Annotated in this window: 20 protein-coding genes; 13 read left to right on the forward strand and 7 right to left on the reverse strand. The window is 66.1% G+C overall.

Going from position 1 to position 22,275, the window contains the following annotated elements:
- From DL237_RS09380 to DL237_RS09400, 5 genes are all read right to left on the reverse strand, one after another.
- On the reverse strand, positions 1–1,014 hold the full coding sequence (locus DL237_RS09380) for an ABC transporter ATP-binding protein (RefSeq protein WP_119398798.1): 1,014 nt from the start codon (positions 1,012–1,014) through the stop codon (positions 1–3).
- Positions 1,014–2,075, reverse strand: a complete 1,062-nt coding sequence (locus DL237_RS09385; RefSeq protein WP_119398799.1) for an ABC transporter ATP-binding protein — start codon at positions 2,073–2,075, stop codon at positions 1,014–1,016. Before DL237_RS09385 ends, DL237_RS09380 begins: the two co-directional genes overlap by 1 nt.
- Positions 2,072–2,998, reverse strand: coding sequence for a carbohydrate ABC transporter permease (locus tag DL237_RS09390; RefSeq protein ID WP_233544931.1), 927 nt, complete (start codon positions 2,996–2,998; stop codon positions 2,072–2,074). Before DL237_RS09390 ends, DL237_RS09385 begins: the two co-directional genes overlap by 4 nt.
- A 5-nt stretch (positions 2,999–3,003) precedes the next feature.
- Positions 3,004–3,864, reverse strand: coding sequence for a carbohydrate ABC transporter permease (locus DL237_RS09395; RefSeq protein ID WP_119398800.1), 861 nt, complete (start codon positions 3,862–3,864; stop codon positions 3,004–3,006).
- A gap of 79 nt (positions 3,865–3,943) precedes the next feature.
- Complete coding sequence (locus tag DL237_RS09400; RefSeq protein ID WP_119398801.1) at positions 3,944–5,554, reverse strand: extracellular solute-binding protein; 1,611 nt, start codon at positions 5,552–5,554, stop codon at positions 3,944–3,946.
- 242 nt (positions 5,555–5,796) lie between these two features.
- Between DL237_RS09400 and DL237_RS09405 the strand changes: the two genes are divergently transcribed.
- From DL237_RS09405 to DL237_RS09455, 11 genes are all read left to right on the forward strand, one after another.
- Positions 5,797–6,804 (forward strand): LacI family DNA-binding transcriptional regulator, encoded by a 1,008-nt coding sequence (locus tag DL237_RS09405; protein ID WP_119398802.1) that lies wholly within the window; start codon positions 5,797–5,799, stop codon positions 6,802–6,804.
- A gap of 177 nt (positions 6,805–6,981) precedes the next feature.
- Positions 6,982–8,001: an ABC transporter substrate-binding protein gene (locus tag DL237_RS09410; protein ID WP_119398803.1), complete on the forward strand. Its 1,020-nt coding sequence runs from the start codon at positions 6,982–6,984 to the stop codon at positions 7,999–8,001.
- Positions 8,001–8,810: an ABC transporter ATP-binding protein gene (locus DL237_RS09415; RefSeq protein WP_119398804.1), complete on the forward strand. Its 810-nt coding sequence runs from the start codon at positions 8,001–8,003 to the stop codon at positions 8,808–8,810. The genes DL237_RS09410 and DL237_RS09415 overlap by 1 nt, the downstream gene beginning before the upstream one ends.
- Complete coding sequence (locus DL237_RS09420) at positions 8,803–9,582, forward strand: ABC transporter permease (protein ID WP_119398805.1); 780 nt, start codon at positions 8,803–8,805, stop codon at positions 9,580–9,582. The genes DL237_RS09415 and DL237_RS09420 overlap by 8 nt, the downstream gene beginning before the upstream one ends.
- Positions 9,583–9,918: 336 nt before the next feature.
- The gene (locus DL237_RS09425) at positions 9,919–12,081 is read left to right on the forward strand and encodes an FAD-dependent oxidoreductase (protein WP_199672033.1); all 2,163 of its coding nucleotides are present in this window, start codon (positions 9,919–9,921) and stop codon (positions 12,079–12,081) included.
- On the forward strand, positions 12,078–12,785 hold the full coding sequence (locus DL237_RS09430; protein WP_119398807.1) for a CDP-alcohol phosphatidyltransferase family protein: 708 nt from the start codon (positions 12,078–12,080) through the stop codon (positions 12,783–12,785). The genes DL237_RS09425 and DL237_RS09430 overlap by 4 nt, the downstream gene beginning before the upstream one ends.
- Before the next feature lie 228 nt (positions 12,786–13,013).
- Positions 13,014–14,213, forward strand: coding sequence for an ABC transporter substrate-binding protein (locus tag DL237_RS09435; RefSeq protein ID WP_119398808.1), 1,200 nt, complete (start codon positions 13,014–13,016; stop codon positions 14,211–14,213).
- Positions 14,210–16,051 (forward strand): ABC transporter permease, encoded by a 1,842-nt coding sequence (locus DL237_RS09440; protein ID WP_119398809.1) that lies wholly within the window; start codon positions 14,210–14,212, stop codon positions 16,049–16,051. The genes DL237_RS09435 and DL237_RS09440 overlap by 4 nt, the downstream gene beginning before the upstream one ends.
- Positions 16,048–16,695 carry an ATP-binding cassette domain-containing protein gene (locus DL237_RS09445; RefSeq protein WP_119398810.1) on the forward strand — a complete coding sequence of 216 codons (648 nt, stop codon included), beginning with the start codon at positions 16,048–16,050 and terminating at the stop codon, positions 16,693–16,695. The genes DL237_RS09440 and DL237_RS09445 overlap by 4 nt, the downstream gene beginning before the upstream one ends.
- A gap of 5 nt (positions 16,696–16,700) precedes the next feature.
- Complete coding sequence (locus DL237_RS09450; protein ID WP_233544942.1) at positions 16,701–17,744, forward strand: FAD-dependent oxidoreductase; 1,044 nt, start codon at positions 16,701–16,703, stop codon at positions 17,742–17,744.
- A 343-nt stretch (positions 17,745–18,087) separates the two neighbouring features.
- The gene (locus DL237_RS09455; protein ID WP_119398812.1) at positions 18,088–18,618 is read left to right on the forward strand and encodes a nuclear transport factor 2 family protein; all 531 of its coding nucleotides are present in this window, start codon (positions 18,088–18,090) and stop codon (positions 18,616–18,618) included.
- A gap of 63 nt (positions 18,619–18,681) precedes the next feature.
- Here DL237_RS09455 and DL237_RS09460 read toward each other — a convergent pair whose 3' ends face one another.
- Complete coding sequence (locus DL237_RS09460) at positions 18,682–19,476, reverse strand: flavin reductase family protein (protein WP_119398813.1); 795 nt, start codon at positions 19,474–19,476, stop codon at positions 18,682–18,684.
- Between the two features lie 4 nt (positions 19,477–19,480).
- On the reverse strand, positions 19,481–20,551 hold the full coding sequence (locus DL237_RS09465) for an LLM class flavin-dependent oxidoreductase (protein ID WP_119398814.1): 1,071 nt from the start codon (positions 20,549–20,551) through the stop codon (positions 19,481–19,483).
- Between the two features lie 108 nt (positions 20,552–20,659).
- Between DL237_RS09465 and DL237_RS09470 the strand changes: the two genes are divergently transcribed.
- Both DL237_RS09470 and DL237_RS09475 read left to right on the forward strand, forming a co-directional pair.
- Positions 20,660–21,592, forward strand: coding sequence for a LysR family transcriptional regulator (locus DL237_RS09470; RefSeq protein WP_119398815.1), 933 nt, complete (start codon positions 20,660–20,662; stop codon positions 21,590–21,592).
- Between the two features lie 48 nt (positions 21,593–21,640).
- Complete coding sequence (locus DL237_RS09475; protein ID WP_119398816.1) at positions 21,641–22,267, forward strand: TetR/AcrR family transcriptional regulator; 627 nt, start codon at positions 21,641–21,643, stop codon at positions 22,265–22,267.
- Positions 22,268–22,275 lie beyond the last annotated feature (8 nt).

Raw genomic sequence — 22,275 nt, forward strand, 5'->3', positions numbered from 1 at the left:
TCAGTGTGCAGCCAGCGCCGCGCCTGAGGTGTCGAAAAAATGCGCCCGGCCCGCGTCGACCGACAGGGCGACCGGCTGGCCGGTGGTGAACCGGGGCTGACCGCGCAGCGTGGCGCGCAGGCTCTGCCCCGCCAGATCGACGCTGATCGTGGTGAAACCGCCCAGCGGCTCGACCTCGGTGATGCGCGCGCCCTCGCCCGGCGCGACGCGCAGGTTTTCGGGCCGCACGCCCAGGCTGTCGGCGCCCTGCGGCCCCTGCACCTGCAACGACGCGGCCAGCGCCATCGGCACCACGTTCATCGCCGGCGCCCCCAGCATCCCGGCGACGTAGGTCGAGTTCGGGTGGCGATAGATGTCTTCCGGCGTGCCGGTCTGGCAGATGCGGCCGGCCTGGAACACCGCCATGCCATCCGCGACCGACATCGCCTCTTCCTGGTCATGGGTGACATAGACCAGCGTCTTGCCCATTTCCTGCTGGATCCGGCGCAGTTCCACGCGGGTCTGTTCGCGCAGGCGCGCGTCCAGCGCCGAAATCGGGTCGTCCATCAGGTAGGCGACCGGATCGCGCACCAGCGCGCGGGCGATGGCAACGCGCTGACGTTCGCCGCCCGACAGCTGCGCGGGCGGCTTGTGCAGGATGTGGCCGATGTGCAGTTTCTCGCACACCTCCGCCACGCGCGCGGCGATCTTGTCCGGCGCGACGCGCCGTTCGACCAGCGGAAAGCGGATATTGTCCAGCGCCGACATATGCGGAAACAGCGCCAGGTTCTGAAACACCATCGCCACGTTGCGCTGTGCCGGGCCGATGCCGGTGACCGGGCGGCCGTCGATCAGGATTTCGCCCGCGTCGGGTTTTTCCAGCCCCAGGATCAGCTTGAGAATGGTGGATTTGCCCGACAGCGGCGGGCCGAACAGGCAGAAGAACGCGTTGTCGCGGATGTCGAAGCTGACGTCATCCACTGCCGTCACATCGCCGAACCGCTTGGTCACGTTGCGAAAGGAGATCGAGGCCATCAGAGCGCCCTTTCCGTCTTGGCATCAAACAGGCGGACCGAGGCCGCAGGGATCGAAAAGCGGAACACCTCGCCCTGTCCGGGCGTCGGGGTTTCACTGTCGAGCACCGCCTTCGCCTCGTGCCCCTGCGTCACAAGGTGCAGGATGGTGCGCGCGCCGATGCGTTCGACCATGCTGACCTGCATCGCCAGCGGGCCGGCCGGATCGGGCTGGACCTCTTCGGGGCGGAACCCGAACAGGACATCGCCCCCCTGCGCCGCCATCACGGGGCCGGACCGACCCGCAGCCCCCAGATCGACCTGCGTGCCGCTGTCCGAGCTGACGACCTGGCCCGACAGCAGGTTCATCCCCGGCGCGCCGATGAAACGGGCGACAAAGGTGTCGGCGGGGTGGTTGTAGACCTCAAGCGGGGTGCCGACCTGCAACAGCCTGCCGTGGTCCATCACCGCGATGCGGTCGGCCATGGTCATCGCCTCAAGCTGGTCGTGGGTGACATAGACCATGGTCTGCCGGAACTGGCGTTGCAGCGATTTCAGTTCCGACCGCATGACGGCCCGAAAGGCGGCATCGACGTTCGACAGCGGCTCATCCAGCAGAAAGATCGCCGGTTCCACCACCGCCGACCGCCCGATGGCCAGCCGTTGCAGGATGTTCACCGACAGGCCCGCCGCGCGGCGATCCAGCATCGGGGTCAGTTGCAGCAGCTCGGCAATCTCGGCCACGCGGCGGGTGATCTCGGACCGCCCGACGCCCTGGGCGCGCAGCCCGTAGGCCAGGTTTTCACGCACGCTCATATGGGTGAAGATGGCGTAGTTCTGGAACACGAAGCCGACGCCGCGCCTCGCCATCGGCACGCCGTTCATCGGGCGGCCGTCAAAGCGGATCTCGCCATGGCTGGGGTCCAGCATCCCGGCGATCATGTTCATCGTCGTCGACTTGCCACAGCCCGACGGGCCCAGCAGCGCGACGAATTCGCCATCCCCGATGGTCAGGTTCATCCCCGCCAGCGCGGTGAAATCACCAAAGTCCTTGCCAAGGTTTTCCATCACGATTTCGGTCATGCTTTCCTCATTTTCCGGATGGCCAACATGGACACGACCGACAGCACGATCAGGATGGCCAGCGCGATCGCCGCGACATAGCCCCAGATCAGCTCCTGCTGGGTGACCTTGTAGATGTAGATCGAGATGGTTTCGGTCGCGACGCCCGGGCCGCCCCCGGTCATGATGTAGAAGTTGTCGAAGACCTTGAAATTCTCGATCACGCGGATGGCGACGGCGATGATGATGATGGTCTTCATGCGCGGCAGAACGATGGTGCGGAACCGCCGCCCCCAGGACGCACCCAGCAGCACCGCTGCCATCTGCTGATCCTGCGGGACGGACACCATGCCCGCCAGCAGGATCAGGAACATCAGCGGCGTCCATTGCCAGATGTCCGACACGATCACCGCGAACAGCGCCAGGTCGGGGTCCGACAGCCAGGCGATGGTGACGCGCTGACCGCTGATCATCGACAGCAGGTCGTTGATCGGCCCGCCGGACTGGAACAGCATGAAGAACATGTAGCCCGCCACCGCCGGCACCACCATCATCGGCACCAGGATGGTGGAATAGAGCACCCGTTTGCCGCGGAAATCATCGACGAACAGGATGGCAAGGCCAAGACCCAGCAGCACCTGCACCGGCACGCAGATCGCCATCACCAGCCCGGTGCGCCACAGGGCGGACCAAAAGCGCGGGTCGCCGGCCAGGTCGGCATAGTTCAGCAGGCCGATCCACAGCTCATAGGCGCGATACCACGGGATGCCGTCCAGCGGCGACCAGTCGGTCAGCGAGATGTAGATCTGCATCAGGATCGGGAACAGCGCGATGAACAGCACCAGCAGTTGCGCAGGCAGCGTCAGCCAGAAGCCCAGGCGCCTTTCCTCGCGCCCCTCGGCGTCGGGCGCGTCGGTGCGGGCATGCGGCATGGGGGATGTCATGTCGGTCATTCCTTCAACGCTCCGAAGGTCAGGCCGCGCACCAGCTGCTTCTGGATCGCGATGCCCATGATCACGGGCGGCACGGCGGCAATCAGGCCAAGCGCGGCCTTCGCGCCGTAGAGCTGTCCGGTCATCGAAGACGACAGCGACGCCATGTAGACCGGGATCGTCACCCAGTCGCGCGTCGTCAGCAGCAGCGCGATCAGGTAATCGGACCAGTTCAGGATGAAGACGAACAGGGCAGACGACGCCAGCGCGGGCCGCATCATCGGCAGGGTCACCCGCAGAAAGACACGCCAGCGCGAACAGCCCTCGACCAGGGCCGCGTCCTCGATCTCGCGCGGCATGTCGTCGAAAAAGGTCTTCATCAGCCAAAAGGCAAAGGGCAGCGTGACGATGCCGTAGATCAGCGCAAGGCCCCACCACGTGTCGATCAGGCCCAGGAACGCCCACATGATCATGACCGGGATCATCACCGCCATCGGCGGGAACAACCGCAGCTGGATCAGTGCCAGCGGCAGGTTGCCGCCAAATCCGAAACGCGACAGCCCGTAGGCGGCGGCGGTGCCCGCCGTCATCGCGATGGCCGTGCCGAAACTGGCCGACAGCAGCGACGCCAGGATCGGCCGGCCCGCCGTGCGATCCAGCGCGACGATCAGATCCGACGAACTGTGCCCGAAGATAAAGCGGAAATTGTCCAGCGTCGGGTTATTGGGCCACCACGTCAGATCGACGCCGCTGGATTGCCATTCGGCAATCGGCTTGAACGCCATCGACAGCATCCAGGCGGTGGGGATCAGCGACAGCGCCAGGAACAGCGCGATGGCCGTATAGCGAAAGATCTCGAAGGAGAGAGAGCGTTGCATGAAGTCGGGTCCGGTATCAGGGGCGCGCCCCCTCTCTCGGCCCACCCAGGCAGGCCGAGAGAGAGGACAGGCGGCAGGATCAGCTGGCGATCGGGTCCATCAGGGTCGGCCAGGCGGCCTTGTTCGCCTTGATGGCGTCGATCAGCTTGTCTTCTCCCACCCGGCGGGCGATGCGCTGCCATTGCCGTTCGGTATTGGCCATCGCCTGTTCCGCCGACATGCCGCCGGTCAGTGCGGCCATCAGGTTTTCATCCAGCGCGTTGTGAAACGCCGTGGCACCGGGATAGTTGATGGTCGGCACGGTGCGCCGCACGCTCTCGCGGACCACGTCCATGTGGTAGGCGTGGTAGGTTTCGCGCACCAGTGGATCGGCAAAGTTGGCCAGCTGGAAGGGGTCGAAATAACCGCCCGGATTGGCCGTCATCCAGGAATAGATGCGGGACGAGCCGAGCCATTGCAGCAGCAGATACGCGGCCTCGGGATGATCGGACTGGGACGAGACACAGGCCGTCAGGTTCAGCCACAGCACGGTGCGCCGCGCATTGCCGTCGGCATGTTCGCGCCCCGGCGGCAGGTGGGTGCCGACCTTGCCGGTCACCTTCGATCCCTCGTTGCCGGGATTATCGAGGAATTTCGGCAGGTTGGAAAACGCGCAGGTCATCGCCGCGCTGCCATTGCCAAAGTTGCCGTATTGCTCGGGCCAGCCCCAGCTGATCGCGTCGGGCGAATGGTGGCTGAGGCTGTCGACATATTCCTGCGTCGCGGCCCAGCCGGCCTCGGAATTGATCAGGGCCGTCCCGTCGTCGGCGAACAGGAACTGGTTGGGCGACGCCATCGAGACATAGCGCTGGTACCAGTTGGTATAGCCCCAGCCCTGGTTGCGCAGGTCGGTCGAACCGAACAGCCCCTGATCCGGGCGGTGAAAGAACGCCGCGATCTCGTCATGTTGCTTCCACGTCGTCGGCGGGGCGAGGTCATAGCCGTACTGATCGGCAAAGGCCTTCTGCTCGTCGGCATTCCCGAACAGGTCGGTGCGGTGGTTCCAGGTCTGGAAATCACCGTCCAGCGACACGCCGTAGACCGAACCGCGATACCCGTTCAGCAGCGACACGCCCTGTTCGCCGTTGACATAGCCGCGCTCGGGGTCGTCCCATTCGGGTTTGTGGGTGGCAACAAAATCATCCAGCGCCACGATGCCGCCGGTTTCCGCCAGATCGCCAAGGCGGTTCCATTCGACTGCGTAGATGTCAAAGCCGCCACCATTGGTCGACACGTCCTGCATGACCTTGGTGAATTCCTGCCCGTTCGGCACGCCGACGATATCCAGGATGATGCCGGTCTCGGCCTCCCACAGCTCTTTCACCGACGGCGCGCCCTCGGGGAACGGCTGGGTGATCTGCCCGATCGAGCCGTCCGAAAGACCCAGCACGATGCGCTCGGGCGCCTTGCCTGTGGCCTTCAGCGCCTTTGCGGCCTCGATCGCGCGGCCCTCGGGTGTGTCGGGGCCATACTGGTAACGCTCGGCCCCGGCAAAGCCGGTCGGCCCGCCCGTCATCCCTTGCGCCAGCCCGTCGGCCGCCCGGGCCCGGTCCGGTCGCAGGTAGAGCGGCGAAGCGACAGCGGCGAGCGCGGTCGTCTGTGCGGCGACCGACAGAAAGCGGCGCCGCGAGAAACGCGGTATCGTGGACATCTGGAATCCTCCCCTGCAGGCGTCCCCTCCCGGACGCTTGTTGCCCGATCAGGATTGACGAGGGATGAGGCCCGAACAATCATCAAATTACATCATTTCACATCATTCTCAGCATTTCTGCGCCGCAGCGAGGTTCGGCGGAGGGTGTTTGCACCCGCAGAGCCGCCAAATGATGGTAAATGATTGCACCCGAGGGCGCGGGATGATGAATAATGAAGGTCTGTCGATTCGAAGGATCCCCCATGCGCACCACCGTTTCCCAGATCGCCCGAGAGGCCGGCGTATCGCCTGCCACGGTCGACCGCGTGCTGAACGACCGCGACGGGGTGCGCGGGCGCACGCGTGACATCGTGCTTCAGGTCGCCACGCGGCTTGGCTATTTCGGCCCGGTATCCGAGGTCGCGCAGCAGCGCGTGCGGATGGACTTCGTGCTGCCCGCCGGCACCAACAGCTTTCTCGCTGCCCTGAAACGCTATTTGCTGGAAGAGGCGCATGGCCGGGGCGACGTCACCGCCAACGTGCACCAGATCGAAGGGTTCGACCCTGACCGCCTGTCGGCCCGGCTGCGTGACCTGCGCGGGCGCACCGATGCCGTCGGCGTGGTCGCGCTGGATCACCCCCAGGTGCGCGAAGAGATCAACGCCCTGGCGCAAAGCGGCGTGCGCATCGCAACGCTGGTGTCGGATATCCCGACGGTGGAAAAGGTCGGCTATGTCGGCGTCGACAACCGCGCGGCGGGGCGTCTGGCCGGTCTGCTGCTGGGGCGGTTCCTGAAGGGCCAGGGCACCCAGCACATCGCGGTTTTCATGGGCTCTCTGGCCTATCGCGGCCATGAGGAGCGCGAGATGGGCTTTCGCTCGATCCTGTCCGAGGAATTTCCCGAAATCCGCATCGCCGGCCTGGCCGAGGTCAGCGACGATCGCGATCGCGCCTATCTCGAAACGCTGAAATTCCTCGACACCGGCGGCATCGATGGCATCTACAACATCGGCTCCGGCAACCAGGGCATCGCCCGCGCCCTGCGCGACCGCAAGGCCGAACGCCGCGTCGTCTTTATCGGCCACGACCTGACGGATGCGACCCGGCTGATGCTGCTGGATCGCACGATGGACGCCGTGATCGACCAGAACCCCCGTGTCGAAGCGAGAGAGATCGTGCGCCTGCTGGCCTCGGCCGTCAAAGGCTCGATGGAGCCGGAATACCTGCCGCGCCTGCAAGTGGTGTTCAAGGAAAACATCCCCGCGAACTAGAGCGCCTACGCCCCCCTGTGACCGATGTTACGGGCCCAACCCGACGGGGATGCCCGAAAATCGTGCGGCGGGGCCCTGCGCCAGGGCACCCGGCGTTTGACCGGCAAAATGGTGTCTGTTCCTGTCCCCCACCCGCCCCAAGAATTTCTGCCAGATACATGTAACAGGGGGGCTTTCATGCCTGATCATTCGCTGACTCGTCGTCATTTCCTGGCCGCATCCGCCGCAACCACCGTCTACCTGACCACCAGCCAGGCCGGCCACGCGGACGAAATGACCTTCGATTTCATCACCCCGTTCAGCTTTTCCCTGGCCTTCGGTGCCGTGCTCTATGCCGATGCGGCGGGGTATTACGCCGCCGAGGGCCTGACCTTCCGCCCGCAGTCGGGCAAGGGCGCCGCACTGGCCGCACAGATGGTCATCGCCGAGCAGATGGACGCGGGGCGCACCGGCGGCACCAACTTCATCCTGTCGCGCGTTGAAAACGATGCGCCGCTGATCTCGATCGCGACCATTGCGCAGCTGTCGCCCTTCTTCGTCATCACCTCGGGCGAAGACCCCGCCGATACCGTCGAAGATCTTCAGGGCCGCACCGTCGGCATGGCCTCGCTCGGCGGGTCGATGGAAGGCACGCTGGATCTGCTGATGCGCAAGGGTGGCTTTGACCCCGACAGCGTCAAAAAGGTCAAGGTGGCTGATACCGCCGCCTCTTACGCGCTGATCGAAGCGGGGCGCGCCGGGGCGTTCATTGGCAACACCTCCTCCATGATCAAGGCGCAATCCGAAAGCGAGGGCGTGCATGCCTTTGCCATGGACGACGGGATGCCCGGTCAGGTCTATGTGGCCCACCCCGATGTGATCGCCGCCAACCCCGAGAAATTCATCGCGTTCCTCAAGGCCACGCACAAGGCCGCTGCCGAAATCGCCGCCCTGCCACAGGACCAGCTTGACCCGATCCTGCAGGCCATCGGTGGCAAGTTCGATGTCTCGGGCCTCGATGATGTCGAAACCGCGCGCAGCGATCTGTACACCAACGCCCAGAACTGGGTCGCCAAGGGCGACGAGAACCTGCTGCGCAACGTCCCCGAGGTCTGGGCCAGCGCGGTCGAGATGCTGTTCGAGGCGGGCATGATCACCAAGCAGGTCGACCCGACGACCCTGTACACCAACGATCTGCTGGAAAGCGCACTGGCCTGATGAACCATGACGTCGATATCACGCCCGCGGAAATCGATATCCGCGGGCTGACCAAGATCTTTGGTGAGGGGCCGCAGGCGGTCACCGCGATCTCGCGCGCCGATCTCGATCTGGACCGGGGGGCGTTCATATCGCTCCTCGGGCCATCGGGCTGTGGCAAGACCACCCTGCTGCGCGTCGTCGCCGGGCTTGAGGCGCCGAGCGAGGGCAACGTCAGCATTCGCGGCCTGCCGGTCTGGCGCGGGCGCAAGCGATCACGCAAGGCGACGCGCCCGGTGTCGATGATGTTTCAGGAGGCGCGGTTGTTCCCGTGGTACAGCGTGGCGGAAAACGTCGCCCTGCCGCTGCGCATCACCGGCATGTCGAAATCCGACCGCATGGCCCGCGCCCATGAAATCTGCGCGACGGTGGGCCTGAAGGGCTTCGAAAATCACCGCCCCGCGCAACTGTCCGGTGGGATGCGCCAGCGCGCCTCGCTGGCGCGGGCGCTGGTCACCGACCCGCAGGTGCTGCTGCTGGACGAACCCTTCGGCGCGCTGGATGCAATGACCCGCGACACGCTGAACCTTGAACTGATGGAGGTCTGCGCGCGCGCCCGCGTCACCACCATCCTCGTGACCCACTCGATTGCCGAGGCCGCGTTCCTGTCGGATCGCGTCGTCGTCCTGGCCCCGCGCCCGGCGCGTATCACCAATGTCGTCGAAATCCCCTTTGCCCGCCCCCGCACGCTGGACCTGCAACGCAGCACCGCCTTTCAGGATATCGTCGCGGACCTGCGCACACAGCTGACGGAGGGCCATGATGCCTAGATCCGCGAATTTCTGGCGCATGGCCCTGCCGGCCATCGCCGTGGTGATCTTCCTCGTCGGCTGGTCGGCCTATGTCCGCACCGCCGAGGTTTCGGCCTTTGTGCTTCCCACGCCCGAGGCGATTGCCGTCGCGCTCGGCCAGCTGATCCTTGACCCGAAGCTTTGGTATCACGCCCGCATCACGGTGACCGAGGCCGTGTCGGGCTTTGCCATCGCCGTGACCCTCGGCACTGTTCTGGGGTTCCTGATGGCGCGCTTTCCGCCCGTGGAATGGGCCGCCAAGCCGTTCATCGTGTTGCTGCAACTGGTGCCCAAGATCGCGCTGGCCCCGTTGTTCATCCTGTGGTTCGGCTTTGGCCTGGAATCCAAGATCGTCATCGCCGCCGCGCTGGCGTTCTTTCCGGTGTTTTCCAACGCGCTGATCGCATTCAAATCGGTCGATCCGGGCGACAGCGACGTGATGACCATGCTTCAGGCGAACGCCGCGCAGCGGTTTGTCATGCTGGAACTGCCCAACGCCCTGCCGGTCGTGCTGACCGGGATGGAAGTTTCGGTCGTGATGTCGATGATCGGGGCCATTGTCGGTGAATTCATCGGCGGCAGCGAAGGTCTGGGCTATCTCGCGGTGAAATACCTTCAGGAGCTTTCGGTCCCGAACCTGTTTGCCGTGGTCGTGGTGCTGACGCTGGTGGGCCTGTGCCTGTATCTGCTGATCGGGCGGCTGCGGGCCTGGCTCGCGCCCTGGCACGCCGCCTCCGCCGCGTCGCACTAGACCGGTCGCCGCGCCCCTGTCGCCGCGCCCCTGTCGCCATCGGCGGGCGGGCGCGGCGATGCCTCCCCCACCGGGGCCAAGCCCCAGGCCCCCATGCCCCACCTTGCGGCACAGTCCTGTGCAAGGCGGCGCGAAAGGCCACATGGGCCGCGCGGTGCCGGGCCCCGTGCCTGCCAGTGCCCGCCGGGCCGCTCACGCCGCCCCCTCGCATCATTCATTTGGGAAAATCCGCTGACACGGCGTAACAAAGCGTTACCTTGTCCGAATGGACAGGCTGACCCCTACGTTGTCCGACTGGACAGGCAGATCCCTGCCGCGCCGCCCGAAAGGCCCCAAGTGAAGAAACCCCTGCTCTTTCTCGTGCTGCTGATCGTCGTGGCCGTTGCTTTCGTTCAGTTGCAGGCGCATCCGCTGGATCTGGCGGGGCTGCGCGCATGGCTGACACGGGCCGAGGACTGGCGGCAGGACCATGCCCTCGCCCTGTTCGCGCTGGTCTTTGCGGGCTACGTCGCCGTCACCGCGCTGTCGCTGCCGCTGGCGCTGTGGATGACGCTGGCCTCCGGGGCGCTGTTCGGCTTCTGGCAGGGGCTGCTGCTGGTCTCCTTCGCGTCCAGCATCGGTGCGACGCTGGCGTTCCTGGCCGCGCGCTATCTGCTGCGCGACTGGGTGAAACAGCGCCTCGGGCAGCGTGCCGACAAGATCGACGCGGGGCTGAAGCGCGACGGCGCCTTCTACCTGTTCACCCTGCGGCTGATCCCGGTCGTGCCCTTCTTTGCCGTCAACCTGCTGATGGGCCTCAGCGCCATGCCCGCGCGGGTGTTCTACCTCGTCAGTCAGGCGGGGATGCTGGCGGGCACCGCGATCTACGTCAACGCGGGCACGCAACTGGCGACGCTCGACAGCCTGTCCGGCATCCTCTCGCCCCGCATCCTGGCGTCCTTCGCGCTGCTGGCGCTGTTTCCCTGGCTGGCCCGCCTGGCGCTGGCCATGATCAGGCGCCGCCGCGCCTACCGCGGCTGGACCCGACCCGCCAGCTATGATCGCAACCTCATCGTGATCGGCGCCGGCGCGGCCGGCCTCGTTTCGGCCTATATCGCCGCCGCCACAAAGGCCCGTGTCACACTGGTCGAGGCGCACCAGATGGGCGGCGACTGCCTGAACTACGGCTGCGTGCCCTCCAAGGCGCTGATCCGCAGCGCCACCCTCGCCCACCAGATGCGCCACGCCGGCGATTACGGTCTGGCCGACACCACGCCGCAGGTGCCGTTCCGCGCCCTGATGGCCCGCATCCGGCGCATCATCGCGGACATCGCGCCACACGACAGCGTCGAGCGGTACCAGGGCCTGGGCGTCGAGGTCCTGCTCGGCCACGCGTGCCTGATCGACCCCTGGACGGTGCAGATCACCGCCCACGACGGCACGGTCCAGCGCCTGACCAGCCGGGCGGTGATCCTTGCCACCGGATCGCGCCCGGCCATCCCGCCGCTGCCCGGGTTGTCGGACATCGGGTACCTGACCTCCGACACGATGTGGGATCGGCTCGGCCATCGCGATACCCCGCCGGATCGGCTGGTCATCCTCGGTGGCGGCCCCATCGGCTGCGAGTTGTCGCAGGCTTTCGCCCGCCTCGGCTCTCGTGTCACCCAGATCGAAAAGGGCGCGCGCCTGCTGGGCCGCGAAGACCCCGAGGTCGCCGCCATGGTGCAAACCTCGCTTGAGGGCGACGGCGTGCGCGTCCTGACCGGGCACACCGCCACCGCCTGCGGCACCACCGACGGCGAAACCTGGATCGACCTCCGCGATGACGCGAACGATGGCGCCCCCTCTCGGCGGATCGCCTTCGACGCGATCATCGTCGCCGTCGGGCGCACCGCCCGCCTGACCGGTTTCGGGCTCGAAACGCTCGGCATCCCCTCGGACACGGTGCTTGAGACGAACGAATACCTCGAAACCCGATATCCCAACATCCTTGCGGCGGGCGATGTCGCGGGGCCCTACCAGTTCACCCATACTGCCAGCCATCAGGCCTGGTTCGCCGCCGTCAATGCGCTGTTCGGGGATTTCAAGCGGTTCAAGGCCGACTACCGCGTCATCCCCGCCGCCACCTTCACCGACCCCGAAGTCGCCCGCGTCGGCCTGTCTGAAACCGAGGCGACGGCGCAGGGCATCGCCCATGAGGTCACGCGCTATGATCTCGACGACCTCGACCGCGCCATCGCCGATGGCACCACGCGCGGCTTCGTCAAGGTGCTGACCGTGCCGGGCAAGGATCGCATCCTCGGCGCCACCATCGTCGGGGCCCATGCGGGCGACCTGATCGCGGAATTCGTCCTGGCGATGAAACACGGGCTGGGGCTGAACAAGATCCTCGGCACGATCCACATCTACCCGACGCTGGCCGAGGCGAACAAAGGCGTCGCCGGCACCTGGCGGCGCGGCCACATCAACGCCCGCCTGCTGCGCATGGTGCAACGTTTTCACGACTGGAGGCGCGGATGATCGACGCCCGTATCCTGCCCCTGCAACGCGCCGCGCTTGCCCCGATTGCGCGCTGGCTGGCACACCGGGGCGTCCGGGCCGACAGCCTCAGCCTCGCAGGCTTTGCCTGCGGTCTGCTGGCGGTGGCGGCGCTGGCCCTGGGCGTCTGGGGCATCGCCCTGCTTCTGATCGCGCTGAACCGGCTTTGCGATGGGCTCGACGGGGCCGTCGCGCGGCTTGGCACACCGACAGATCGCGGGGCCTTCCTCGACATCTCGCTCGACTTCGTCTTCTACGCGCTGGTGCCGCTGGGGTTCGCGCTGCACGACCCGGTGCAGAATGCCCTGCCTGCCGCCATCCTGATCGCGGCCTTCGTCGGCACCGGTTCGTCCTTCCTCGCCTTCGCCACCATCGCCGCCAAGCAGGGACGCGCCACGCCGGATTACCCCACCAAGGGGATCTACTACCTCGGCGGCCTGACCGAAGGCTTCGAAACCATCGTGATCTTTGCGGCCATGTGCCTCTGGCCCGCCGCCTTTCCTGCCCTGGCAGTGATCTTTTCGCTGGCCTGCGCCGTAACCACCCTGTTGCGCTGGCACCAGGGCTGGCGCGCCTTTTCCGCCGCCGCCCCACACGACCCCGCCCCATATGACACCGCCCCACACGACACCGCCCCGCAGGACACCGCCCCGCAGGACCCAGTCCGGTACGACCCGCGCCCATGACCTGCGCCAATGACCCGCACCGCGCCACCAGTGCCCCCTTGCCCGACCCGAGGCCCGGCCCGAGGACCGGCACCGCCGCACCGGCCCACCAGCCGACCAGCCCCAGCGGTACGCTGGCATCACCCGCAGGGCCCGGCACGCCCGACGCCCTTGCCAATCACCGACCGACACCGCCCGAATACCGTCAAGATACCGACGTGAATACCGCGCCCCGAAAGAGGAAATATCATGCGCCTTGCCCTGGCTTCCGCCGCCCTCGGACTCGCCCTCTCCTGCGCTGCCGCCGCGCCCGCGCTGGCCGACTGGGCCGCCACGCTGGCGGCGGCGCGCGGGCAGACCGTCTATTGGAATGCCTGGGGTGGTGACGCACGCACCAATGCCTTCATTACCTGGGTCGGCAGCCGGACGCAGGCCCTCTATGGCGTCGAGGTCCGACAGGTCAAGCTCTCCGATACGGCCGAGGCGGTGACGCGCGTCCTGTCGGAAAAAGCCGCCGGTCAGGACAGCGGTGGCAGCGTCGACCTGATCTGGATAAACGGGCCCAACTTCCTTGCGATGAAGGATCAGGGCCTGCTGCATGGCCCGTTTTCGACCGACCTGCCGAACGCGAAATACCTTGATCTTTCAACAGGTTCAGCCGCCACGACGGATTTTACAGTGCCGGTGGATGGCCTGGAAAGCCCCTGGCGGCTGGCCAAGTTCGTCTTTGTCCATGACAGCGCGCGGGCCCCCTCGCCCCCCCGCAGCATGGCCGGTTTCAGCGATTGGGCCGCTGCGCATCCGGGCCGCATGACCCACCCGAATCCGTCCAATTTCATGGGCGCGACCTTTCTGAAACAGGCATTGGTCGAACTGGCGCCAGACGCCGCGGCACTTGCCATGCCGGTCACCGACGCGGCCTACCAGGTGGCGACGGCCCCCCTCTGGTCCTGGTACGACGCCCTGCGCCCGAACCTGTGGCGCGGCGGCACGGCCTTTCCCGAAAACCAGTCGGTGCAGCAGCAGATGCTGAACGACGGCGAAATCGACATCTCGATGTCCTTCGATCCCGCCTCGACCGCCGCCGCCATCGACCAGGGCCTCCTGCCCGACACGGCCCGCGTCTTCGTGCCGGACGGCGGAACCATCGGCAACGTCAGCTTCGTCGCCATCCCCTATAACGCGGCGCACAGCGAAGGGGCCGAGGTCGTGGCGAACTTTCTCCTCGCTCCGGAGACACAGGCATATATGCAGGATATCAACGTGTTGGGGGCCTTTTCCGTGCTGGACCCGGCGCGGCTGGACCCCGCCGCACAGGCAGCCTTCGATGCCCTGCCGGGTGCGCCCGCCCTGCCCCGGCTGCGCGACCTCGGGCCGACGCTGGCCGAACCGCACCCCAGCTGGATGACGCGGCTGACCCGGGATTGGGCACGGCGCTACACGCGATGACGCAAGGTGGCCTGCGCATATGCGTCCTGATCGTGGTTGCCCTGTTCGGCGCCGGCCCGATCCTGGCCGGGCTGTGGCAGGCCCTGCGCGCCAGCTTTGCCGTCCTGCCCGCCATCGGCGCGACCGCGCCGTCCCTCGCCCCCTGGCGGGAGCTGGCGCATCTGCCCGGCATCGCCACCAGCCTGCGTCTGACCCTGATCAGTGGCCTTGGCGCGACGGCCCTGGCCCTGCTGCTGGTGATGGCCGTCTGCATCACCCGGTCCGGTCGCGACATCGCGGCACACGCGCCCAAGCGCCCGCGCCACGCTCGGATGGGCACACGACAAGATCCCAAGGCCCAACCTGCGACGCCCCAGCCCAGCCACCCATCCGCCCCTTCGGCTGGCCCCCGCACGGCCCACCTGGCCCTTGCCCCCGTCCTCGCGCCGTTCCTGGCTGCGCCCCATGCCGCGATGGCCATCGGGCTGGCCTTTGTCATCGCCCCGTCGGGGTGGATCGCGCGGGCGATTGCGCTGATCCTTGGCTGGTCATCCCCCCCCGCGTGGATCACGGTGCACGATCCCGGCGGAGTGGCCCTGATGCTGGGGCTGGTGATCAAGGAGTTCCCGTTCCTCATGTTGGTGACACTCTCCGCATTGAACCAGATCCCGTTGCATCGGACCCTCGTGACCGGACGGACGCTTGGCTACGGCACGGGCACGCTTTGGCTGAAAACAGTGTTGCCGCAGATATGGCCGATGCTGCGGGTGCCGGTGATGATCGTGCTGGCCTACGCCCTGTCGAACGTCGACATGGCGCTGATCCTCGGCCCATCGAACCCACCGACGCTGGCGGTGCTGCTGACCCGGCTGTTTTCCGACCCTGATACCACCCTGCTGTTGCCTGCCTCGGCTGGGGCCGTGGTACAGGCGCTGCTGGTTCTGGCAACCTTTGGCGTGCTCTGGGCCACGGGCAGGGCGATGCGCGCGGTCGGGTTGGTCTGGCTGCGGTTGGGGGGGCGGGGGGCGCGGCCTGCCTGGCCCGGACAGATGCTGCGCACTGCGACCTCCGTCGTCATGGCGGGGCTGCTGACCCTCGGCACGCTGAGCGTTCTGGCGTTGCTGATGTGGTCGCTGGCGTGGCGCTGGCCCTTTCCGGGGCTGTTGCCGCAGACGTGGTCCCTGCACGCCTGGCAGGGCGCCCAGGGCAACTGGCACGCACCGCTGATCACGACCCTGGTGCTGGCCCTGGCCACCACCGCCCTGTCGACGCTGCTGGCCATCGCCTGGCTGGAGGGGGAAGACCGCGCCCGCAAACGCACCCCTGCCTGGGGCGAGGCGATGATCTATCTGCCGCTTTTGGTGCCACAGATTTCGTTTCTATATGGCCTGAACATCCTGTTTCTAAGGCTCGGGCTGTCCGGCGGGCTGGCAGCGGTGATCTGGGCACAGACGCTGTTCGTCTTTCCTTATGTCATGATCGCGCTGGCGGCCCCGTGGCGGGCGCTCGACCCCCGGCTTGCCCGCACCGCGGCGGCCTTGGGTGCAGGCCCGTGGCGGCAGCTGGTCGCCGTCAAACTGCCGACGCTGCTACGGCCGCTGCTGATCGCGGCGGCGGTCGGAGGCGCGGTTTCGGTCGCGCAATATCTGCCGACGCTGTTCATGGGGGCGGGCCGGATGACCACGCTGACGACCGAGGCCGTGACCCTTGCCTCCGGTTCGGACCGCAGGATCACGGCGGTGACCGCCGCGCTTCAGGCGGCGCTGCCATTTGCCGGATTTCTGGCCGCCCTGTTGATACCGGCAGTCCTGCATCGCGACAGACGTGCGCTGCGCGGCGGCGGAGGCAGCCCCGGATGAGCCTTGACCTGACACGGCTCAGCCTGCGTTTCGCCGCGCAACCCGTGCTGTTTGCGCCCCTGACGCTGCACGTGCCGCGTGGCACGATCACGACCGTTACGGGCCCATCCGGCATCGGCAAATCGACCCTGCTCGACGCGATTGCGGGCACCCTGCCCGGCGGCGTCGCCATGTCGGGGGGCATCACCCTGAATGGTCAAGACATCACGGGCCAGCCCGCGCACAGGCGCCGCATCGGCCTGTTGTTTCAGGATGCCGTGCTGTTCGGACATCTTTCGGTGGGCGACAACCTGGCCTTCGGCCTGTCCCCGGACATCCGGGGCCGCGCCGCGCGCCGCAAGGCGGTGACCACCGCCCTTGAACAGGCCGGGCTTGGCGACATGGCATCCCGCGATCCTGCCACGCTTTCAGGTGGTCAAAAGGCGCGCGTCGCCCTGATGCGCAGCCTGCTGGCCGATCCGCAGGCTCTGTTGCTGGACGAACCTTTTTCGAAGCTGGACGCCGAGCTGCGGGACGAGGTTCGGTCCTTTACCTTTGCCCATGTCCGCGCGCGCGGCATCCCGGTTCTGTTGGTCACACACGACCATGCGGATGCGCAGGCCGCGCAGGGGCCAATTGTCGCGCTCGGCGGGCGCAGACCTTGACTGACGTGATCCTGATCGGCGGCGGGCACAGCCATGCCCTTGTGCTGGCGCAACAGGCCAGAAACCCTGCGCAGCGCCTGCGGCTGACGCTGATCGATCCGTTTCGGCGTGCCACCTATAGCGGCATGGTTCCCGGATACCTTGCCGGGCACTATGCCCGCCGTGATTTGCAGATAGACCTTGCCCGCCTGGCCGCACGGGCGCAGGCCAGCTTCGTCCAAGGGCACGTCAGCGCGATCGATCCCGTCGCAAAGCGGCTGAGCCTGATCCTCGCCGATGGCAGCCGCCAACAACTGCCCTACGACATCGCCGCCTTCGACATCGGCCAGGATCATCGCCCTGTCGGGGGTATGCCGCCCGGAGATCTGCGCCCCGTCAAACCCTTCGATGCGCTTTGCGATGCCTGGGACGCGTTTGTCAGCAGGCCGGGGCCACGACGGCTCTGTGTGCTGGGGGCCGGGGCAGCGGGGTGCGAACTGGCCTTGGCGGCAGCGCACCGGCTGGGCCGTCACGGGCAGATCAGCCTGGCAGATCGGGCTGACCGGATCGTCCCGACGCACGGCAAGGCCCTGCGGCATAAATTGGAGCATGCACTGAGCCGCGCGGGCATCAAACTGTGCCTCGGCAGCACCGGCATGGACGACGTGGACCTGGTAATCGCGGCGACTGGCGGGCGGCCACATGCCTGGTTGCGCCGGAGCGGTCTTTGCGGCCCGGACGGCATTCCGGTCATGCCGACGTTGCTGCTGCGCGACCACCCCGACCTTTTTGCCAGCGGCGATTGTGCAGACTTCACGCAACGCCCGCTGGCCAAGGCCGGCGTCTACGCCGTGCGACAGGCCCCCATCCTGGCCGAGAACCTGCGACGGCATGCAATGGGCAGGCCCTTGCGGCCTTATCGCCCGCAACACGACCACCTGAAGCTGCTGTCGCTGGGCGATCATCGCGCCATCGCAGACTGGCATGGCCTGACCGCAAGCGGGCGCTTGCCATGGCTGCTCAAGGATCACATTGACCGTGCCTTCATGGCGCAGTTTCCGACCGCCTGAACCCCGGGCCCTGACTCCGCGCCGCGACCTCGGGCCGACCCCAGGCATTCGGCACCTTCGGACTGACAGCTGGCGGAGGTCACCCACAATATGCGGGAACGTTGAGGCAGAGCGCACCTGACGGCGAGACTGCTGCTAGGCCTGCATGCGCGACCGGATGCAAACCTGGGCTATCGCCCATCCGGTCGAAACGCCCTGCCAGATGGGCTTCATTGCACCCCCGGATATTCGCTTGGCACAAGCGATGGTTTTAGTGTCCAAAACCCGTCGATGATCGAGAAAAAAGCATTCTTTTCCAGAGCTGTAAGCGGTATCTTCCGACTGTAAGAAAGGGAGAGGATACATGCTGGCACCGCTGGAAGAACTACAGGCCCGAGAGGCCATTCGCGACTGTCTCTACAGGTACGCACGCGGGATCGACCGCGCCGACGAGGCGGCGCTGCGGTCGAGCTACTGGGAGGATGCCGAAGATTGCCACGGCGCAACCAGCGGCCCGGTGGCCGTCTTCTACGAGAGGGTCCGCGAGGCCTGGGCGCGCGGCCCCCGCAACATCCATCACATCAACAATATCCTGATCAGCTTCAGATGCGACGGCGAAGCCGAGGTAGAAAGCTACTTCCTCGCCCTGCAACGCGGCAGCGGTCCGGACGGCGTCGAGCGGCAGGTCATGCTCAGCGGGCGCTACTGCGACCTGTTCCAGCGCCGCGGCGGCGAATGGCGCGTGGCTCGGCGGACGGTGGTTTATGACTGGGTCGATCCGCAGCCCTTGCCGGAGGGCAGCGAAGCAGACCGCTTTGGTCCGCGCACCCCCATCGGCAGTGCCTTCCCGGACGATCCCGTTTATGCGCTGGCCGATATCGCGCTGGCCCCGTGACAGAAAAAGGGGCGGCGGCAGATGCCGACCGCCCCAAGGCACACCCTGACGGGGAGGAGAGTGTCAGGCGGCGTGGGAGGTCACGCCCATGGCCCCATCGTAGTTGACAAGGGCCGCCGTGCCGCGCCCAGGGATGATGTCGATCACGCGTCCGATCAGAACCGTATGGCTACCGGCGGGATGTTGCGCTTCGCTCTGACAGACCAGCGTATGGTGGGCGCTGGTCAGCACCGGGGCACCGCTGTCGCTTTGCTGCCAGCCGAGACCGAACCGATCCGCGCCATGCAGCCCGCGCTGCCCGGCAAAGAGCATGGCTTCCTCTTCCTGCTCGGCCCCCAGGATGTTGATGGCGTAGCTGGACGCATTGACCAGGCTGTCATGCGAGCCGGCAGAGCGGTTCAGACAGACCAGCACCAGCGGCGGTTCAGCCGAAACAGAGGAGAAGGCCGAAACGGTCATGCCGATCCTCTGGTCGCCTTCGCCCGCGGCAACGATGCAGACACCGGAGGCGAAGCGCCGCATGGCCTGGCGGAAGGCGTCCACCGACACCGGCGCGGGTTCGTCCAGCAGCTCGACATGCGCCCGGATGCACCCGGACGGATCGACCCAGCCATGTGCCTTTGCGAAGCTGACCATCGCGGCAAAGCCCTCGCTCCAGGCCCCGTCCCCTGCCGTGGCGCAAAGCGCGCGCACCGCATCGGGACGGACCCAGACATGATCCCCCTCGGCATGGCCGACCGGGGCAGCGGCAGTGCGCAGATCGCCCTGAAGCCGGGGATCAAGCGCGATCGAAAAGCTGCGAAAGTCGCTGGCACCCTCAAGGCGGGGCGCCAAGCCGGGTTTCAGAACGATCCGCATCGGATCACTCCGCCGCCGAGAGCTTGACCGAAGGGCCTACGGCCTTCTGGATCGCCGGGATGATCGTATCGCCCCACAGCTCCATCTGCTTCAGCATCGTCTTCTGGTCGAAATCGCCCAGCTGGGTCTGTAGCGCGATGTGGTCCGGGCGCAGAATCTCGATTTCCTCGATCATCCGCTCGATCACGTAGTTCACGTTGCCGATCGGCAGGTTCCTCTGCATGTCCTCAAAGGACATGTCCGTGGGATGCGGGATCTCCTTCATCAGGTAGCCGTCTTCGGTCTGCTGTGTGCGTTCCTTCAGGCTGAAGGACAGGCGGCGCTGGAACTGGGCGCTTTCCAGATAGCTGTCGATCTCGGACTGGCTGTCGCTGGCATAGCCGCAACGCAGGAAGCCAATGCGGCTCTTGCTGCCGTCGGTGCCCGACGCCTCGATGTCGGAATCCAGCTTGTCGCGCAGGCCCTGGATGGCGTCCGTGCCGCCCAACAGCGCGGTTACGAACAGGTTGTGCCCTTCACGAAAGGCACGCTGGCGGATCATCGGATTGCCGGTGGTGACCCAGATCGGCGGCATCGGATCCTGCACCGGACGCACGGCGATCGAGCTGGGCAGGATATCGAGGTACTGGCCGTGGTATTCAAAGATCTTCTGCTTCAGCGCCATCGGAATGACATCCATGTACTCTTCAAACATCTTGCCGGCTTCTGCCAGCGAGGTGCCGAAGCGTTCGAATTCAAATTGCTGGTAGCCGGAGCCGATACCCAGTTCCAGCCTGCCATCGGAGAGCGAGTCGACCAGGCCCACCTCGGCCAGGAAACGCGGGGCGTGATAGAGCGGCAGGATGCAGACCGCAGAGCCCAGCCGGATCTTGGTGGTCTTGGCCGCGCAATGTGCCACCATCATCAGCGGCGAGGGTGACAGCGAATAGTTGTTGAAGTGGTGCTCCGCGTACCAGGCGTTGGAGAACCCGGCCTGTTCCGCCATAACCGTCTGTTCGACCGAGTTGGCGATGACAGTGTGCGAATCCTGATGGTAGCCGCGCTGCTGCGCCAGGATAAATGCGCCGAAATCCATAGTGTGTCCTCCTCCAAAAACATCTTTTCAAACCGTACCTTCTTGCGTGAGTGGACATAATAGTCAAAATTATGATGGCAGCTTTTCAGTTTCCGAAAAGGTAGATCGATGGACAAACTTCGCGCCATGGAGCTCTTCGTGTCGGCCGCAGAGCAGGGCAGCTTTTCAGCCGCGGGGCGTCAGCATGGTATTTCCCCGGCCAGCGTGACCCGCCGAATAGACGAGCTGGAGGGACAACTCGGGGTCAGCCTGATGCACCGCTCGACCCGCGCCCTCGCCCTGACCGAAAACGGCGAACGCTATTTGCAGGACGCCCGCGACATCCTCGACAGCGTGCGCGCGGCCGATACCGCCGCCGCGGATCGGCAGGATCGGCCGCACGGCCTGCTGAGGGTACATTCGCGCACCATGTTCGGTGTTTCAGTCCTGTCGCGCCTACAGCCTGCATTCAGCGATGCCTATCCGGACCTGCTGGTCGACCTCCACCTGTCCGAAAGCCACGCCCGGATGCGCGAGGACGGCTATGACCTGGATTTCAGGATCACCCCGCCCACGGAGGCGGGGCTGGTCCGCCGTCGCCTGTTCCTGTCACGCCGGATCCTGGTCGCCGCGCCCGACTATCTGGCCCGCTACGGCACCCCCAAGGTCCCTTCGGAGCTAAAGCGGCATCAGTGCCTCGGCTACTGGATCAGCAACGAACCGGTCTACTGGCGCTTTCGCCTTGCCGAGGGAGAGATGGAGATGACGATGTCCTGCGCCTTCATCAGCAACAACGGACTGGTTCTGCTGAACATGGCCCTGGCCGGGCGCGGCATCGCGCTGCTGGATGACTACACGGTCGCCGATCAACTTGCGTCGGGACGCCTGGTGCAACTTATGCCGGACGTGCGGGTCACTAACTCCACTTTCGAGGAAGGAGTCTTCGTCGCCTATCGCGAATCGTCCTATGTGCCGACCAAGCTGCGGGTCTACATCGATTTCGTGGTGCGGAATTGGTCCGATGCCCTGCGGAAAGGAGAAAGAGCCTCCGCCCCACCTTGACCGGTCGGTCAGCCCCGGGCAGGTTGGGGTGGAAGGTAGGGCAATAGCATGACAACCGCAGTTTCGGACCAGGACCAGCCACCAGGCGAAGAAGAGGCAAGTGAACGGGTGCGCGGCCTGCTGGACATCGGTGCCCAGCTCTTCGCCGAGAAGGGATTCGAGGCAACCTCGATGCGCGATATCTCGCAGGCGGCGGGGGTTTCCAAGGCGCTGCTCTACCACCATTTCAAGAGCAAGGATGACATCTACGCCCGCATCGCCTTTCTGGCGACCCAGCACCTGAACACATTCGTCGAAGAGCGTATCCCTGCCTCGGGGACGGCCGCCGAGAAAGTCCGCGCCTACATGCGCGCCTCTGCGACCTTCTTTGCCGAACATCGCACCGCCTGGATGGCGGCCAGCACCGCCTTCTGGTCCGATCCCGACCGGCACCGGATGGAGATCCGCATCGCGCGACGCCGGCAGTTCGAGACCCGCCTGCGCGACCTCATCCGCGAGGGCGTCGAGAACGGCGAGTTCGAACCCGTCGATCCAGCGATAACCGGGCGGCTGATCCTGTCTGGCATCAACTGGATGCACCGCTGGTGGTCGCCCGACGGGGAAAGGTCTGCGCAGCAGATCGCCGACGATTATGCCGACATCATCCTCAAGGGCATGATCCGCCGGACCTCCTGACCTGAGGG

The organism is Pseudooceanicola sediminis, from assembly GCF_003575965.1.
GTDB classification, from domain to species: domain Bacteria; phylum Pseudomonadota; class Alphaproteobacteria; order Rhodobacterales; family Rhodobacteraceae; genus Pseudooceanicola; species Pseudooceanicola sediminis.